This is a genomic window from Streptomyces sp. NPDC004658, assembly GCF_040609555.1.
Classification (GTDB): domain Bacteria; phylum Actinomycetota; class Actinomycetes; order Streptomycetales; family Streptomycetaceae; genus Streptomyces.
In genome coordinates, this window is the sequence record NZ_JBEXKG010000169.1 from 1 (window position 1) to 15455 (window position 15455).

General features: G+C 71.4%; 12 protein-coding genes. 11 read left to right on the forward strand and 1 reads right to left on the reverse strand.

Annotation, left to right across the window (positions count from 1 at the left end; translation table 11 throughout):
- From yvcK to ABZV94_RS34800, 11 genes are all read left to right on the forward strand, one after another.
- Nucleotides 1-936: uridine diphosphate-N-acetylglucosamine-binding protein YvcK (gene yvcK, locus ABZV94_RS34750; RefSeq protein WP_356347694.1), on the forward strand; the 936-nt coding region annotated here is incomplete at its 5' end.
- Nucleotides 927-1916 carry a DNA-binding protein WhiA gene (gene whiA / locus ABZV94_RS34755; RefSeq protein ID WP_356347696.1) on the forward strand — a complete coding sequence of 330 codons (990 nt, stop codon included), beginning with the start codon at nt 927-929 and terminating at the stop codon, nt 1914-1916. The genes yvcK and whiA, both read left to right, overlap by 10 nt.
- 152 nt (nt 1917-2068) lie before the next feature.
- A complete protein-coding gene (locus tag ABZV94_RS34760) occupies nt 2069-5023 on the forward strand; it encodes a M14 family zinc carboxypeptidase (RefSeq protein ID WP_356347698.1) in 2955 nt (984 codons plus the stop codon).
- Nucleotides 5024-5321: 298 nt separating this feature from the next.
- Complete coding sequence (gene gap, locus ABZV94_RS34765) at nt 5322-6329, forward strand: type I glyceraldehyde-3-phosphate dehydrogenase (RefSeq protein ID WP_069781521.1); 1008 nt, start codon at nt 5322-5324, stop codon at nt 6327-6329.
- 136 nt (nt 6330-6465) lie between these two features.
- A complete protein-coding gene (locus ABZV94_RS34770) occupies nt 6466-7677 on the forward strand; it encodes a phosphoglycerate kinase (protein WP_356347700.1) in 1212 nt (403 codons plus the stop codon).
- Nucleotides 7678-7680: 3 nt separating this feature from the next.
- Nucleotides 7681-8457 carry a triose-phosphate isomerase gene (gene tpiA / locus ABZV94_RS34775; protein ID WP_356347702.1) on the forward strand — a complete coding sequence of 259 codons (777 nt, stop codon included), beginning with the start codon at nt 7681-7683 and terminating at the stop codon, nt 8455-8457.
- Nucleotides 8458-8570: 113 nt separating this feature from the next.
- Complete coding sequence (secG, locus tag ABZV94_RS34780) at nt 8571-8801, forward strand: preprotein translocase subunit SecG (protein ID WP_356347713.1); 231 nt, start codon at nt 8571-8573, stop codon at nt 8799-8801.
- Nucleotides 8802-9004: 203 nt separating this feature from the next.
- Nucleotides 9005-9340, forward strand: coding sequence for an RNA polymerase-binding protein RbpA (locus tag ABZV94_RS34785; RefSeq protein ID WP_003976875.1), 336 nt, complete (start codon nt 9005-9007; stop codon nt 9338-9340).
- Nucleotides 9341-9461: 121 nt separating this feature from the next.
- Nucleotides 9462-10730, forward strand: a complete 1269-nt coding sequence (locus tag ABZV94_RS34790) for an MFS transporter (protein WP_356347705.1) — start codon at nt 9462-9464, stop codon at nt 10728-10730.
- A 52-nt stretch (nt 10731-10782) separates the two neighbouring features.
- Nucleotides 10783-12435 carry a glucose-6-phosphate isomerase gene (gene pgi / locus ABZV94_RS34795; RefSeq protein WP_356347707.1) on the forward strand — a complete coding sequence of 551 codons (1653 nt, stop codon included), beginning with the start codon at nt 10783-10785 and terminating at the stop codon, nt 12433-12435.
- A gap of 1072 nt (nt 12436-13507) precedes the next feature.
- Entirely contained in the window at nt 13508-14278 is a 771-nt protein-coding gene (locus ABZV94_RS34800; RefSeq protein ID WP_356347709.1) for a thioredoxin domain-containing protein, read from the forward strand.
- Nucleotides 14279-14304: 26 nt separating this feature from the next.
- Here the strand turns inward: ABZV94_RS34800 and ABZV94_RS34805 are convergent.
- On the reverse strand, nt 14305-15455 hold a 1151-nt coding region (locus ABZV94_RS34805), incomplete at its 5' end, for an FtsX-like permease family protein (RefSeq protein WP_356347711.1).

A 15455-nucleotide genomic window follows, 5' to 3' on the forward strand; every position in this document is an offset into this window, starting at 1 on the left:
GGCGGGATGGGCCTGTCCGCCTCGCTCGCCGCGCTGCGCCGGATCACCGGCGATCTCACCGCCGTCGTCACCGTGGCCGACGACGGCGGCTCCAGCGGCCGGCTCCGTGACGAGCTGGGCGTGCTGCCGCCCGGCGACCTGCGCAAGGCGCTGGCCGCGCTGTGCGGGGACGACGACTGGGGCCAGACCTGGGCCCGGGTCATCCAGCACCGCTTCCAGTCCCAGGGCGAGCTGCACGAGCACGCGGTCGGCAACCTGCTGATCGTCGCCCTGTGGGAGCAGCTCGGCGACCATGTGCAGGCCCTGGACCTGGTCGGCAAGCTGCTCGGCGCGCACGGGCGTGTGCTGCCCATGTCGGCCGTGCCGCTGGAGCTCCAGGCGCTGGTCAAGGGGCATGACCCGGAGCGCCCGGACGACGTGGACACGGTGCGCGGGCAGGCGACCGTGGCCCTGACGCCCGGCGAGGTGCAGTCGGTGCATCTCGTGCCCAACGACCCGCCCGCCGTCCCCGAGGCCGTGGCGGCGGTCCTGGACGCGGACTGGGTGGTGCTGGGCCCCGGCTCCTGGTTCTCCTCGGTCATCCCGCACCTGCTGGTCCCCGAGCTGCTGGACGCCCTCACCGAGACCAAGGCACGCCGTGTGCTCTCGCTGAACCTGGCACCGCAGCCGGGAGAAACCGAGGGGTTCTCCCCGCAGCGTCATTTGGAGGTTTTGGGGCGACACGCCCCTAAACTCGCCCTGGACGTGGTGCTGGCCGACGAGGCCGCCGTGCCCGACCGCGACTCGCTCACCGAGGCCGCCAAGCGGCTGGGGGCCGCGGTCGAGCTGGCCCCGGTGGCCCGGACCGACGGATCACCCCGGCACGATCCGGAGCTGTTGGCCGCCGCGTACGACCGTATTTTTCGGATGCATGGAAGGATCGGCCCATGGCGATGACGGCAGCGGTGAAGGACGAGATCTCCCGGCTCCCCGTCACCCGGACCTGCTGCAGGAAGGCGGAGGTCTCCGCCGTTCTGCGGTTCGCCGGAGGCCTCCACCTGGTGAGCGGGCGCATCGTGATCGAGGCCGAGCTGGACACCGCGATGGCGGCGCGCCGGCTCAAGCGGGACATCCTGGAGATCTTCGGGCACAGTTCCGAGCTGATCGTGATGGCGCCCGGCGGGCTGCGCCGCGGTTCGCGGTATGTCGTCCGGGTCGTGGCGGGCGGTGACCAGCTGGCCCGGCAGACGGGCCTCGTGGACGGCAGAGGCCGTCCGATCCGCGGTCTGCCCCCGCAGGTGGTCTCGGGGGCCACCTGCGACGCGGAGGCGGCCTGGCGCGGAGCCTTCCTGGCGCACGGTTCGCTGACCGAGCCCGGCCGTTCCTCCTCCCTCGAGGTGACCTGCCCGGGCCCGGAGGCGGCGCTCGCGCTGGTCGGCGCGGCCCGCAGACTGTCGATCGCCGCGAAGGCCCGCGAGGTGCGCGGGGTGGACCGGGTCGTCGTCCGCGACGGTGACGCGATCGGCGCCCTGCTCACCCGGCTGGGCGCCCATGAGTCCGTGCTGGCCTGGGAGGAGCGCCGGATGCGCCGCGAGGTGCGGGCCACGGCCAACCGGCTCGCCAACTTCGACGACGCCAACCTGCGCCGCTCGGCGCGTGCCGCCGTGGCCGCCGGGGCCCGGGTCCAGCGCGCGCTGGAGATCCTGGGCGACGAGGTGCCCGAGCACCTGGCCGCGGCGGGGCGGCTGCGCATGGAGCACAAGCAGGCCTCGCTGGAGGAGCTGGGCGCGCTCGCCGATCCGCCGCTGACGAAGGACGCGGTCGCGGGCCGTATCCGCCGGCTGCTGGCGATGGCCGACAAGCGCGCCGCCGACCTGGGCATCCCGGGCACGGAGGCCAACCTCACCGAGGAGCTGGCGGAGAACCTCGCCGGCTGACCGGACGCCGCGTCAAGGCGCCGGTGCCGACGGCCGTTCGGGTGGTCGGTACCGGCGTTTGCGTGTCCTTGTGGCGCTCTTGACTCGATCATGAAGTGACATGAGCCTGGCAACCTGTTCGTCGCTGTGGCGGACCACCGCTAGGGGGGTTCATGAGACACAGAGCGAGATCGATCCTCGCTGTCGGCGCGCTTCTGATCGGCGGAGCGAGCCTCGCACCCATCGCCCAGGCACAGAACGGAAGTCCGGCGCCGCCCGAGCCGGACGAGGTCAAGGTCTACCGCGCCGAGGTCACCCAGCAGCAGGTACCGCTGCTGCTCAAGGCCGGCCAGGACGGCCTCGAGCTCGGTGAGCAGGTGAGCGGAGGCGGCAGGACCGAGGTCGAGGTCTACCTCACCGCAAAGCAGGCCGCGCACTTGCGCAAGCAGGGCGTCGACCTCACCGAGCACGCCCTCTCGGCCAAGGCGGAGGCCAGGGTGGAGAACGCCGCCCAGGGCGTGTTCCGCCCGTACAGCGGAAGCGGCGGGCTCAAGGAGGAGATCCTCAGGACCGCCCAGGCCCACCCCGGCCTCACCAAGGTCGAGTCCATCGGCAGAACGCTCAACGGCCAGGACATCCTCGCGCTCAAACTGACCAGGAACGCGAAGAAGTCGAAGGACGGGTCCAGGCCCGCCGTGCTGTACATGTCGAACCAGCACGCGCGCGAGTGGATCACGCCGGAGATGACCCGGCGTCTGATGCACTACTACCTGGACCGCTACACGACCGACCGGCGCGTCAAGGAGATCGTCGACTCGACGGAGCTGTGGTTCGTCCTCTCGGCCAATCCGGACGGCTACGACTACACCTTCAAGGACTCCGGCACCCGCCTGTGGCGCAAGAACCTGCGGGACGTCAACGGTGACGGCGTCATCGGCACCGGTGACGGCGTCGACCTCAACCGCAACTTCCCCTACAAGTGGGGTTACGACGACGAGGGTTCGTCCCCCAACCCCACCAGCCAGACCTACCGCGGCGCGAGCCCCGGGTCCGAGCCCGAGACCAAGGCCCTCGACGCCTTCGAGAAGCGCGTCGGCTTCCGGTACGGCATCAACTACCACTCCGCCGCCGAGCTGCTCCTCTACGGCGTCGGCTGGCAGGTGGCCACCCCCACCCCCGACGACGTCCTCTACAAGGCGCTCGCCGGCACCCCCGGCCACTCCGCCGTCCCGGGCTACCACCCGCAGGTCTCCTCGGAGCTGTACACCACCAACGGCGAGGCGGACGGCCACGCGTCGAACGTCAACGGGATGGCGATGTTCACCCCGGAGATGTCGACCTGCCAGACCGCGTCGGACCTGGACCCGGACGACGCCTGGAAGAGCCAGGACTGCCAGTCGGTCTTCAACTTCCCCGACGACGAGAAGCTGATCCAGCAGGAGTTCGCGAAGAACGTCCCGTTCGCGCTCTCCGTCGCCGAGACCGCCGTACACCCCGACAAGCCGGCCTCCTCGGTCGGTCTGAGCGCCGCCGACTTCACCCCGGCCGCGTTCCCGACGTCGTACTCCCGGGGCGCGGACCAGGAGGTCTCGGTCGTCGTCCGCAAGGCGGTCCGGGACAAGGAGCTCAAGTACCGCGTCAACGGCGGCCGTACGCACGACCGGGCGTTGAAGCACTGGCGGGGCGGTGAGACCTACGGCGGTGAGGACAACCTCTACTTCGACGAGTACCGCGCGAAGGTGCGGGGCGGCGAGCCGGGCGACAGGGTCGAGGTGTGGTTCACCGGCAGGACCGGGAGCGGGAAGAAGGTCTCCAGCGCCCACTTCACCTACACGGTCGCGAAGCGGCCGGCGGCCGACACCCTCGTGGTCGCCGAGGAGGGCACGGCCGCCGCACAGGCGCGGACGTACGTGGACGCGCTGAAGGCCGCCGGGCACCGGGCGCTCGTCTGGGACGTGGCCACGCAGGGCGCCCCCGACGCGCTGGGCGTGCTGAAGCACTTCCGGACCGTCGTGCACTACTCCGGCGCGAACGGCCCCGCCAACGCCACCCAGCTCCAACTGCGCGCCTACCTGAACGAGGGCGGCAGGCTGATCGAGGCCGGCGAGCTGGCCGGCGGCAGCGTCGACCTCGGCGACGGCACCCTCTCGGACGACTTCAGCCAGTACTACCTGGGCGCCTACAGCCGTACGTCGACCAAGGGGGCCACCGGTTTCACCGGCTCCGGCGCGCTCGACGGCTTCACCGGCGCCCTCGGTGACGCGCCCGGCAACCCGCTCGACCGGGCCGGCACCTACGGCGTCACCTCCGACGAGCTGCCGGCCGCCGGCTACCCGCAGTTCAAGAGCGCGGGGGCGGGCACCTTCACGGGCACCGTCAACCCGTACGGGCCGTACACGGGCGCCTCGATGGCCGCCGCCGTGCACACCGACGACGCCTACAAGCGCCTCACCCGCACCATCGACCTCACCGGTGTCGCCGCCGCCGACAAGCCGGCCGTGAGCACACGGCTGCTGTGGGACACCGAGCGGGGCTACGACCACGCGGTGGTCGAGGCGCACACCGTCGGCGCGGACGACTGGACGACCCTGCCGGAGGCCGGTGGGGCCACGAAGGCGGCCGTGCCGGACGAGTGCGGGGCCGGCTTCCTGATCGGTGAGCACCCGTGGCTGAAGCACTACCTGACGCTCACGGGCACCACCTGCACCCCGACCGGCACCACCGGTGCCTGGTACAGCCTCACCGGCAGCTCCGCCGGCTGGCAGCAGGTGCGTTTCGACCTGAGCGCCTACGCGGGGAAGTCCGTCGAGGTCTCGATCAGCTACATCACCGACCCCGGCACCGGCGGCCACGGTGTCCTCGCCGACGACGCCTCGCTCGTCGTCGGCGGCACGGCGAAGGAGACCGAGGGCTTCGAGTCGTCCCTCGGTGCCTGGAAGGCGGCGGGACCGCCCCCCGGCAGCCCGGCGGTGCTGAAGGACTGGACGCGCACGGGGGCCCTGTTCCGGACGTACGGAGCGGTCACCACCGACGACACCGTGCTGCTCGGTTTCGGCCTGGAGCAGGTGCCGTCGGCGGCCGACCGGGCGGCGCTGCTGCGCAAGGCGTTCGACTCGCTCGACAGGTGAGCGGGACCCCTTCTCAACGGTGCGCGTGAAGGGTGCGCATCAAGTGAGCCGACCCGCTCACGAACGAGTGAAAACGGCGTCAGAACCCCGCCGCGTTCCGTCATGAATACGGGCGAATCAGCTGTCGATCCGAGGCGGTCCGTACCCCTACTGGCTGGTACGGACCGCCTGCCCGTGTATGGGCCATCTCGATGTCACCCCGGGGCCCGCAGAGAGGTAGGGTCGGTGGTGGTCGGGGACATCCCAAACAGAGCTCGCCGGCACCGCATGGCCGGCGTACCAACGAGGAGATCGGTTCGTGACGATCCGCGTAGGCATCAACGGCTTCGGCCGCATCGGGCGTAACTACTTCCGCGCGCTGCTGGAGCAGGGGGCGGACATCGAGGTTGTGGCTGTCAACGACCTGGGTGACACCGCGACCACCGCTCACCTGCTCAAGTACGACACGATCCTGGGCCGCCTCAAGCAGGAGGTCTCCCACACCGCCGACACCATCACCGTCGACGGCCACACCATCAAGGTGCTGTCCGAGCGCAACCCGGCCGACATCCCGTGGGGCGAGCTGGGTGTCGACATCGTCATCGAGTCGACCGGCATCTTCACCAAGAAGGAAGACGCCGCGAAGCACATCGCCGGTGGCGCGAAGAAGGTCCTCATCTCGGCTCCGGCCAAGGACGAGGACATCACCATCGTGATGGGCGTCAACCAGGACAAGTACGACCCGGCGAACCACCACGTCATCTCCAACGCCTCCTGCACCACCAACTGTGTGGCGCCGATGGCGAAGGTCCTCGACGAGAACTTCGGCATCGTCAAGGGTCTGATGACCACGGTGCACGCGTACACGAACGACCAGCGCATCCTGGACTTCCCGCACAAGGACCTGCGCCGCGCCCGTGCCGCCGCCGAGAACATCATCCCGACCACCACCGGCGCCGCCAAGGCCACCGCCCTGGTCCTGCCGCAGCTCAAGGGCAAGCTGGACGGCATCGCCATGCGCGTCCCGGTCCCGACCGGCTCCGTCACCGACCTGGTCGTGGAGCTGGGCCGCGAGGTCACCAAGGAAGAGGTCAACGCCGCCTTCCAGAAGGCCGCCGAGGGTGAGCTGAAGGGCCTCCTCGACTACACCGAGGACCCGATCGTCTCCTCGGACATCGTCAACGCGCCGGCGTCCTGCACCTTCGACTCCTCCCTGACCATGGTCCAGGAGGGCAAGAACGTGAAGGTCATCGGCTGGTACGACAACGAGTGGGGCTACTCCAACCGCCTCGTCGACCTCACGGTCTTCGTCGGCAACCAGCTCTGATCGCCGAAGCAGGACCCCGAAGTGGGAGCAGGGCCCGTGCAGCGCACCGCCGCGCTGTCCGGGCCCTGTCCCACGTACTGACCACGTCCTTTTACGATCAGGTGCACCACGAGCCCTCCTGTAGGAGTCCACTCCCATGAAGACGATCGACGAACTTCTCGCCGACGGCGTGAGCGGCAAGCGGGTCTTCGTCCGCGCCGACCTCAACGTGCCGCTGGCCGACGGGACGATCACCGACGACGGCCGCATCCGCGCCGTCCTGCCCACCGTCAAGGCCCTCGCGGACGCGGGCGCCAAGGTGGTCGTCGCCTCGCACCTGGGCCGCCCCAAGGGCGCCCCGGACCCCGCGTTCTCGCTGCTGCCCGCCGCCGAGCGCCTCGGTGAACTGCTCGGCGCCCCGGTCGCCTTCGCCCAGGACACCGTCGGCCCCGCCGCCCACGACGCCGTCGACGGCCTCCAGCCCGGCCAGGTCGCGGTCATCGAGAACCTGCGCTTCAACCCCGGCGAGACCTCCAAGGACGACACCGAGCGCGGTGAGTTCGCCGACCGGCTGGCCGCCCTCGCCGACGTCTACGTCGGTGACGGCTTCGGCGCCGTGCACCGCGGGCACGCCTCGGTCTACGACCTCCCGGCCCGGCTGCCGCACTACGCCGGCTACCTGATCGCCACCGAGGTCGGCGTCCTGAAGAAGCTCACCGAGGACGTCAAGCGCCCCTACGTCGTCGCGCTCGGCGGCGCCAAGGTCTCCGACAAGCTCGCCGTCATCGACCAGCTGCTCGGCAAGGCCGACCGGCTCCTCATCGGCGGCGGCATGGCCTACACCTTCCTCAAGGCCAAGGGCTACGAGGTCGGCATCTCCCTCCTCCAGGAGGACCAGGTCCCGGCCGTCAAGGAGTACATGGAGCGCGCCGAGAAGCAGGGCGTCGAGCTGCTGCTCCCCGTCGACGTCGTGGTCTCCCGGACCTTCCCGGACCTGAAGACCAAGGCGCCCACCGAGAACACCGTGGTCGACGCGGACAAGATCCCCGCCGACCAGGAGGGCCTGGACATCGGCCCGAAGACCCGAGAGCTGTACGCCTCGAAGCTCGCCGACGCCGAGACCGTCTTCTGGAACGGTCCCATGGGCGTCTTCGAGCACCCCGACTACGCCGAGGGCACCAAGGCGGTCGCCCAGGCACTCGTCGACACGAACGGCTTCACCGTCGTAGGCGGCGGTGACTCCGCCGCGGCCGTGCGCACGCTCGGCTTCGACGAGAACGCATTCGGCCACATCTCGACCGGTGGCGGCGCCTCCCTCGAATACCTCGAGGGCAAGACGCTCCCCGGCCTCGCCGCACTGGAGGACTGACCCTTGAGCACGCGCACGCCGCTGATGGCGGGCAACTGGAAGATGAACCTCAACCACCTGGAGGCCATCGCACACGTCCAGAAGCTCGCGTTCGCCCTGGCCGACAAGGACTACGAGGCCGTCGAGGTCGCCGTCCTGCCGCCCTTCACCGACCTGCGCTCCGTGCAGACCCTGGTCGACGGCGACAAGCTCAAGATCAAGTACGGCGCCCAGGACATCTCCCAGCACGACTCCGGCGCCTACACCGGCGAGATCTCCGGCCCGATGCTGGCCAAGCTGAAGTGCACCTACGTGGTGATCGGCCACTCCGAGCGCCGCCAGTACCACAACGAGACCGACGAGCTGGTCAACGCCAAGGTCAAGGCCGCCTACAAGCACGGCCTGACCCCGATCCTGTGCGTCGGCGAGGAGCTGGACGTCCGTGAGGCGGGCGAGCACGTCGCCCACACCCTCGCCCAGGTCGAGGGCGGTCTGAAGGACCTGCCGGCCGAGCAGGCCGAGACCATCGTGATCGCCTACGAGCCCGTGTGGGCCATCGGCACCGGCAAGGTGTGCGGCGCCGAGGACGCCCAGGAGGTCTGCGCCGCCATCCGCGCCAAGATCGCCGAGCTGTACTCCCAGGACGTGGCCGACAAGGTCCGCATCCAGTACGGCGGCTCCGTGAAGTCGGGCAACGTCGCCGAGATCATGGCCCAGGCCGACATCGACGGCGCCCTGATCGGCGGTGCCTCGCTGGACGCCGACGAGTTCGTCAAGATCGTGCGCTTCCGCGATCAGTGATCATGTCCGTGAGTAGGCGGTAGCGGCGATACGTCGTACCCTTGCGGGGGCACGGCCAGGTGCTGTGCCCCCGTCGTCCATCCGTATCCGAGGAAGTTGGTCCAGCCGTGGTTTTGGGGTTCTCGATCGCCCTGATCATCTTCAGCCTGCTGCTGATGCTGCTGGTGCTGATGCACAAGGGGAAGGGCGGCGGCCTCTCCGACATGTTCGGTGGCGGCATGCAGTCCTCCGTCGGCGGCTCCTCGGTCGCCGAGCGCAACCTCGACCGGATCACCATCGTGATCGGCCTGCTGTGGTTCGCGTGCATCATCGTCCTCGGCATGCTGATGAAGACGAACAGCTGACACGCGAACAGTACATTCCGCACGTAAAGCCCCATGTTCGGTACGCGCTCCTGAGCGCGGCCTATCATGGGGCTTGCGTCTTGGTGTGGGGGCCGGTAACTCCAATCACTGGACGCGCGTTGGGCCTTACGTAGACTGAGGCGCTCGCAGCGAAGCGAAACGCCGACTCGCTTCGCGGCACCATCACGCAGGGAGTTACGACCGTGGCAAGTGGCAACGCGATCCGAGGAAGCCGGGTCGGGGCGGGGCCGATGGGCGAGGCCGAGCGCGGCGAGTCCGCGCCGCGTCTGCGCATCTCCTTCTGGTGCTCCAACGGGCACGAGACGCAGCCCAGCTTCGCCAGCGACGCGCAGGTTCCCGAGACCTGGGACTGCCCGCGCTGCGGCTTCCCGGCCGGCCAGGACCGGGACAATCCGCCGGACCCGCCGCGCACCGAGCCGTACAAGACGCACCTGGCGTACGTACGGGAGCGGCGCAGCGACGCGGACGGCGAGGCGATCCTCGCCGAAGCCCTCGCCAAACTGCGGGGCGAGATCTAGGAGTTGACCGGCCGGGCACCCGCGGGCGCCTGGCCGGAGCCGTTCCGGTCCGCTGCGGACGGTCCGTTGTCAGTGCTGCCCTCTACGGTGTGTGCATCGGCGCATCGTGAGGGGGGCAGGCGTGGCTGCGGTCGGGACGGCGAGCAGGGGGACACCCGCCTGGCGCGGGGGATTCGGCCGGCTGTGGACGGCCGCCGTGGTCTCCCGCTTCGGCGACGCGTTGCGCACGTCCGCGCTGCCGCTGCTCGCCGTGGGCCTCACCGACGAGCCCCTCGTCATCGCCTCCGTCACCGCCTGCGGCTATCTGCCCTGGCTGCTGTTCGGGCTGTTCGGCGGCGCTGTCGCGGACCGGGTCGACCAACGGCGGGCGATGTGGCTCGTGGACACCGTGCGGGGCCTGCTCGTCGCCGCCTTCGCCCTCGCCGTCGGCCTCGGGTACGCCTCCGTGCCCCTGCTGATCGCCCTCGCCTTCTGCCTCACCGCGCTCCAGACGCTCTTCGACAACGCCTCCACGGCCCTGTTGCCCTCCCTGGTGGACCGGGAGGCCCTGGGCAGCGCGAACGCCCGGCTGATGACCGGTCAGCAGCTGGCGGGCGGACTGCTGGCGGGCCCTTTCGTGCCGCTGCTGCTGGCGGCCGGGGCGTTCATGCCGTTCGCGGCGGACGCGGGTACGTACCTGGTGGGCGCCGCGCTGGTGGCGTCCCTGCGGACACGGCCGCCGGAGCGGGAGCCCCGCCCGGCCGGCAGCACCCTGCGCGCCGAGATCGGGGCGGGCCTGCGCGCGCTCTGGGAGGACCGGGTGCTCCGCGCGGTCTGCGTGGCCACGCTGCTGTGCAACATCGGCATGGGCGCCCTGATCGCCACACTGGCGCTGCACGTCACCCGCTGGCTGCACGCGGGCGACACCGGCTACGTCGCCGCCATGACGGCGTACTCGGCAGGCAGCCTCGCCGGCGGTTTCGTCGCCCAGCGGATCGCGCGCCGCACCGGCCGGGTGCGGGCCCTGCTGCTCGGCGGCGCACTCCAGACGGGTGCGCTGCTGCTCATCGGGTCCGTGCGGCACCTGACCGCCCTGGCCGCCGGGATGCTGCTGCTCGGCGCCATGAACATGGTGTGGAACGTCAACCAGGTCACCCTGATGCAGCAACGCAGCCCCGAGTCCATGGTGGGGCGCATCGCCTCGGCCTTCCGGACGACCTCCACCTCCGGTGCCCCGCTCGGCGCGTTCCTCGGCGGGGCAGCGGCCGGGCTGTACGGCCTCAACGCGCCCGCCCTGCTCGCGGCCGTCCTGTTCGCCTCGGCCGTCATCGCGCTGATACCGGGACGCAAGCCGGACGTATCCGTTGTTGCCCGTGCGGACAGCGTCTCCACCGCTCGTCCCGCGCGCTGATCAATTAGGTTGGAACGGCTGGGACAGGCACGAAAGAAGGCGGAAGTCGGACATGAACGCAGACGGCCGTAGCAGGCTCAACCAGACGCCCGAGTGGACCGCTCTCGCCAAGCACCGGGAGGAGCTGGCGGACACCCATCTCAGGGACCTGTTCGCCGCCGATCCCGCGCGCGGCACCGGGTACACGCTCCAGGTCGGCGACCTGCACATCGACTACTCGAAGCACCTGGTCACCGACGAGACCCTGCGCCTGCTGCGCGAGCTGGCCGCGGCGACGGACGTCTTCGCCCTCACGGACGCCATGTTCCGCGGCGAGAAGATCAACGTCACCGAGGGCCGGGCGGTGCTGCACACCGCGCTGCGCGCCCCGCGGGACGCGGTGATCGAGGTCGACGGCGAGAACGTCGTGCCGAAGGTGCACGCCGTGCTCGACAAGATGGCCGGCTTCGCCGAGCGGGTCCGCTCCGGCGAGTGGACCGGGCACACCGGCCAGCGCATCAAGAACGTCGTGAACATCGGCATCGGCGGCTCCGACCTCGGGCCCGCGATGGCCTACGAGGTGCTGCGCTGCTTCACCGACCGCGACCTCACGGTCCGCTTCGTGTCCAACGTGGACGGTGCCGACCTGCACGAGGCCACCCGGGACCTCGACCCGGCGGAGACGCTGTTCATCATCGCCTCCAAGACCTTCACCACCATCGAGACGATCACCAACGCGACCTCCGCGCGGAAGTGGGTGCTGGCCGCGCTGGGCGACGAGGCGGCGGTCGCCAAGCACTTCGTGGCGCTGTCCACGAACGCCGAGAAGGTCGCCGAGTTCGGCATCGACACGGCCAACATGTTCGAGTTCTGGGACTGGGTCGGCGGGCGGTACTCGTACGACTCCGCGATCGGCCTGTCCCTGATGATCGCCATCGGCCCGGACCGGTTCCGCGAGATGCTGGACGGCTTCCGGATCGTCGACGACCACTTCCGCACCGCGCCCGCCGAGGCCAACGTCCCGCTGCTGCTGGGTCTGTTGGGCATCTGGTACGACAACTTCCACGACGCCCAGTCGCACGCCGTGCTGCCGTACAGCCACTACCTCTCCAAGTTCACGGCCTACCTCCAGCAGCTGGACATGGAGTCCAACGGCAAGTACGTCGCCCGCGACGGCAAGCAGGTGGACTGGCAGACCGGGCCGATCGTGTGGGGTACGCCCGGCACCAACGGGCAGCACGCCTACTACCAGTTGATCCACCAGGGCACCAAGCTGATCCCGGCCGACTTCATCGGCTTCGCGCGGCCGGTCGCCGAGCTGAGCGAGGAACTGAAGGCCCAGCACGACCTGCTGATGGCCAACTTCTTCGCCCAGACCCAGGCGCTCGCCTTCGGCAAGACCGCCGAGGAGGTCCGCGCGGAGGGTGCCCCCGAGGAGCTCGTCCCGCACAAGACCTTCCAGGGCAACCGGCCGACCACGACGATCCTCGCCCGCGAACTGACCCCGTCCGTGCTCGGCCAGCTCGTCGCCCTGTACGAGCACAAGGTGTTCGTGCAGGGCGCGGTGTGGAACATCGACTCCTTCGACCAGTGGGGCGTGGAACTGGGCAAGGTCCTCGCCAAGCGCGTCGAACCCGCACTCACCGAGGGTGCCGACGTACCCGGCCTGGACGCGTCGACGAAGGCACTGGTCGCCAAGTACCGGGAACTGCGCGGCCGAAGCTGATCCGCATCCGCGGGCGAAACGGATCCCCTGCCGGCACCGGCCGGCGGCTCGGCACCGGCCGATGCCGGCAGGGGCACGCCGGCGGGCGGGAGCCGATTCACGGCCGCAGCGGATCCGTCACCGGGAGCCGGAGCCGGAGCCGGAGCCGGAGCCGGTCCTGGCCATGAGCCGGCAGGCTGCCGGGAGCCGAGCCTGGCCACCAGCCGATCCCCGGCCGGGGGTCCGCCCACGCCCACGAGCCCGTCGGCGGCCCCGAGTCGGACTGCGGCCGGGAGCCGATTCGCGGTCTGAAGCGGTTCCGTTACCGGGGAGCCGGGCCATGAGCCGGCAGGCTGCCGGGAGCCGAGCCCGGCCACCGGCCGATTCCCGGCCGGGGGCTGGCCCCCGGTCATGAGCCGGCAGGCTGCCATAGCCGATCCCGGCCGGAAGCCGGTTTGCGACCGGGAGCCCACGAGCCGGCCCCTGGCCGGGGCGGCAGGCTGCCGGGAGCCGAGCCCGGCCATCAGCCGACCCCCGGCCGGGAGCCGATCCGCAGCCACCAGCCGGCCCACGGCCATGACCCGATCCGCGGCCATGACCCGGCCCGCGGCCATGAGCCGGCCCGCGCGCCACCAGCCGGCCCGCGGCCATGAGCCGACACGCTGCCGGGAGCTGATCCGCGGCCGGGAGCCGGTCCGCGGCCATGCACCGGCCCCGGTCAGCGGCCGATCGCGGCCGGGGCCGTCGCGGCGATACCCCTCCACGCTCCGCCGCGGCAACGCCCCAGCCCGCTGCACCGAGCCCGGGGCGATGTCCCTGCTCGTTGCACGGCGCCCGGGGCGATGTCCCTGCTCGTTGCACGGCGCCCGGGGCGATGTCCCTGCTCGTTGCACGGCGCCCGGGGCGATGCCGCTGCTCGTTGCACGGCGCCCGGGGCGATGTCCCTGCTCGTTGCACGGCGCCCGGGGCGATGCCCCTGCCCGCTGCACGGCGCCCAGGGTGACACCCCCGTACTCTCCGCCGCGGCGATACCCCTGCGCGCTTCCTCCCATCCATCCCCTAGTGTTCCGCTGGACCAGGGGAGGGAGTGCGCATGGTGCGCAGGGTGTTGGTCGCGGGGGTCGCCGTGGCCGTGATGGGGGTGTCGGCGGTGGGCTGTGTCGGCAGGCGGCAGCCGGTCGAGTCGGAGGCCGCCCGGCCGGAGGTCACAGCGAAGGCCGTACCGTACTCCGGGTGGGTGGACGCGCCGGAGCGGCTGGGGAACGACGGCACGACCATCATCGTGGGGGACGAGGCCGCCCCGCTGAGCGTGCACCTGTACGAGGATCCGCGGTGCCCGGTGTGCGAGAAGTTCGAGACCACCGGTGGGGCGCCCCAGTTGCGCGAGGCGACCGTCCGGCGTGAGGTGAAGACCCAGTACACCCTCGCTTCGTTCCTGGACGGCCGGCTCGGTGGCGCGGGATCCCGGAAGGCGGTCAACGCCCTGCGGGCCGCCCTGGACAAGGGCAAGTTCGCCGAGTACCACGACGTGCTCTACGCCCACCAGCCCGCCGAGAGCGTCGACGGGTTCACCGACGCCTACCTGCTCAAGCTGGCGGGGCGGGTGCCGGGGCTGCGCGGGCCGGACTTCGACTCGGCCGTCAGGACCATGAAGTACCGGACTTTCGTGGCCAACGCCCAGGACGCCTACGAGCGCGCGGGCGGGCCGCAGGACCCGGAGGGGCCCGGCACTCCCACCGCCGAGATCAACGACGTACGCATCCCGGTGCGGTACAACGGCCTGCTGTTCGACGGGACGGTCTTCGGCAACCTGCTGGAGAAGATCCGCGAAGACCCGGGCAGCTGGCAGGCCGCGTCTCCCTGAGCAGGGCCGGGTCTCCCGGGGCGGGCTCAGGCCACCGCGCTCAGCGTGTCCGCGAGGCGCCGGCGGGCCGCGCGGGCCGCGGGCAGGGTGGCCAGGGCCGCCGCCCCCAGCACGGCGGCCGAGCCCAGGAGGACGAGCAGGCCGGGGGAGGGGGACTGGGCGATTCCGGCGCCGATGCCGCTGGAGCCGCCCTCGGCGTCGATCAGCCGGCGGGCCAGTGGCAGGCCCAGCGCCGTACCGGCGACGACCGCCGCCAGGGCCGTACAGCTCGTCGCCGTGACGGTGATCGCGGTGATCTGCCGTGGCGACATGCCGATCGCCCGGAGCGCCAGCACGTCCCGCTCGCCCTCGCGCACGCCGCCCCCGATCGCGGTGAGCAGTTCCACCAGCCCGATCAGGGCCAGGACGGCGATCAGCCCGGCGACGACACCGCGCAGCGGGGACAGCCCGTCGGCGGGGTTCGTCACGGGATGCACCTCCAGGTGGCCGTGACCGGCCGAGGCGAGCGCGAGGGCCACGCGGTGCGGGTCGGCGCCCGGGCGCAGCCGCAGCTCGTAGAAGGCGGGGGACAGTTCCGGGTCGTTCTCGCGCAGGGTGTCCAGGGAGGTGGTGACGACCCGGCCGGCGTTGCGCGGTTCCAGGGTGCGGCCCACGATGTGGAGGATCTGCGGCCGGTCGCCCACCGTCATCCGCACCCAGTCGCCGACCCGCGCGTCCAGCAGGTCGAGCAGGCCCTGTCCGGCCACCGCCTCGTCCGGTCCGCGTGCGGCGCGGCCCTCGGCCAGGGCGTAGGGGTAGGGCTCGGTGCGGGTGCCGACGCCGCGCAGGGCGATGGTCCCGGTCTGGCCGGGGACCAGCGCGGCCACCTCGACGCCCGGATAGGCGGCGGCGACCCGGGAGTCATGGGCCAGCACGGACCGTACCCCGGACGCGTCCAGGTCGCCGTCCGAGCGGACCGTGAGCGCCGTCGGCAGGCCCACCCGCTCGGGGCTGCTGTGGAAGCGGTCGATCGTGGTCCAGGCGCTGAGCGCCACCACGATGAGCAGCAGCGGCAGCGTCAGCCGGGCCACGGTGGCCAGTGACCGGCCGCGTCCCGCGAACGCCTTGTGGCAGCCGAGGACCAGCGCGGCCGGCAGCCGCAGTCCGAGCGCCCGCCGGGCCGCCCCGCTCAGACGCC

What these genes read in the sequence shown, in the direction of transcription:
- whiA (WP_356347696.1), top strand. Translation starts at nt 927, where the DNA reads ATGGCGATGACGGCAGCGGTGAAGGACGAGATCTCCCGGCTCCCCGTC.
- ABZV94_RS34760 (WP_356347698.1), top strand. Translation starts at nt 2,069, where the DNA reads ATGAGACACAGAGCGAGATCGATCCTCGCTGTCGGCGCGCTTCTGATC.
- ABZV94_RS34770 (WP_356347700.1), top strand. Translation starts at nt 6,466, where the DNA reads ATGAAGACGATCGACGAACTTCTCGCCGACGGCGTGAGCGGCAAGCGG.
- pgi (WP_356347707.1), top strand. Translation starts at nt 10,783, where the DNA reads ATGAACGCAGACGGCCGTAGCAGGCTCAACCAGACGCCCGAGTGGACC.
- ABZV94_RS34800 (WP_356347709.1), top strand. Translation starts at nt 13,508, where the DNA reads ATGGTGCGCAGGGTGTTGGTCGCGGGGGTCGCCGTGGCCGTGATGGGG.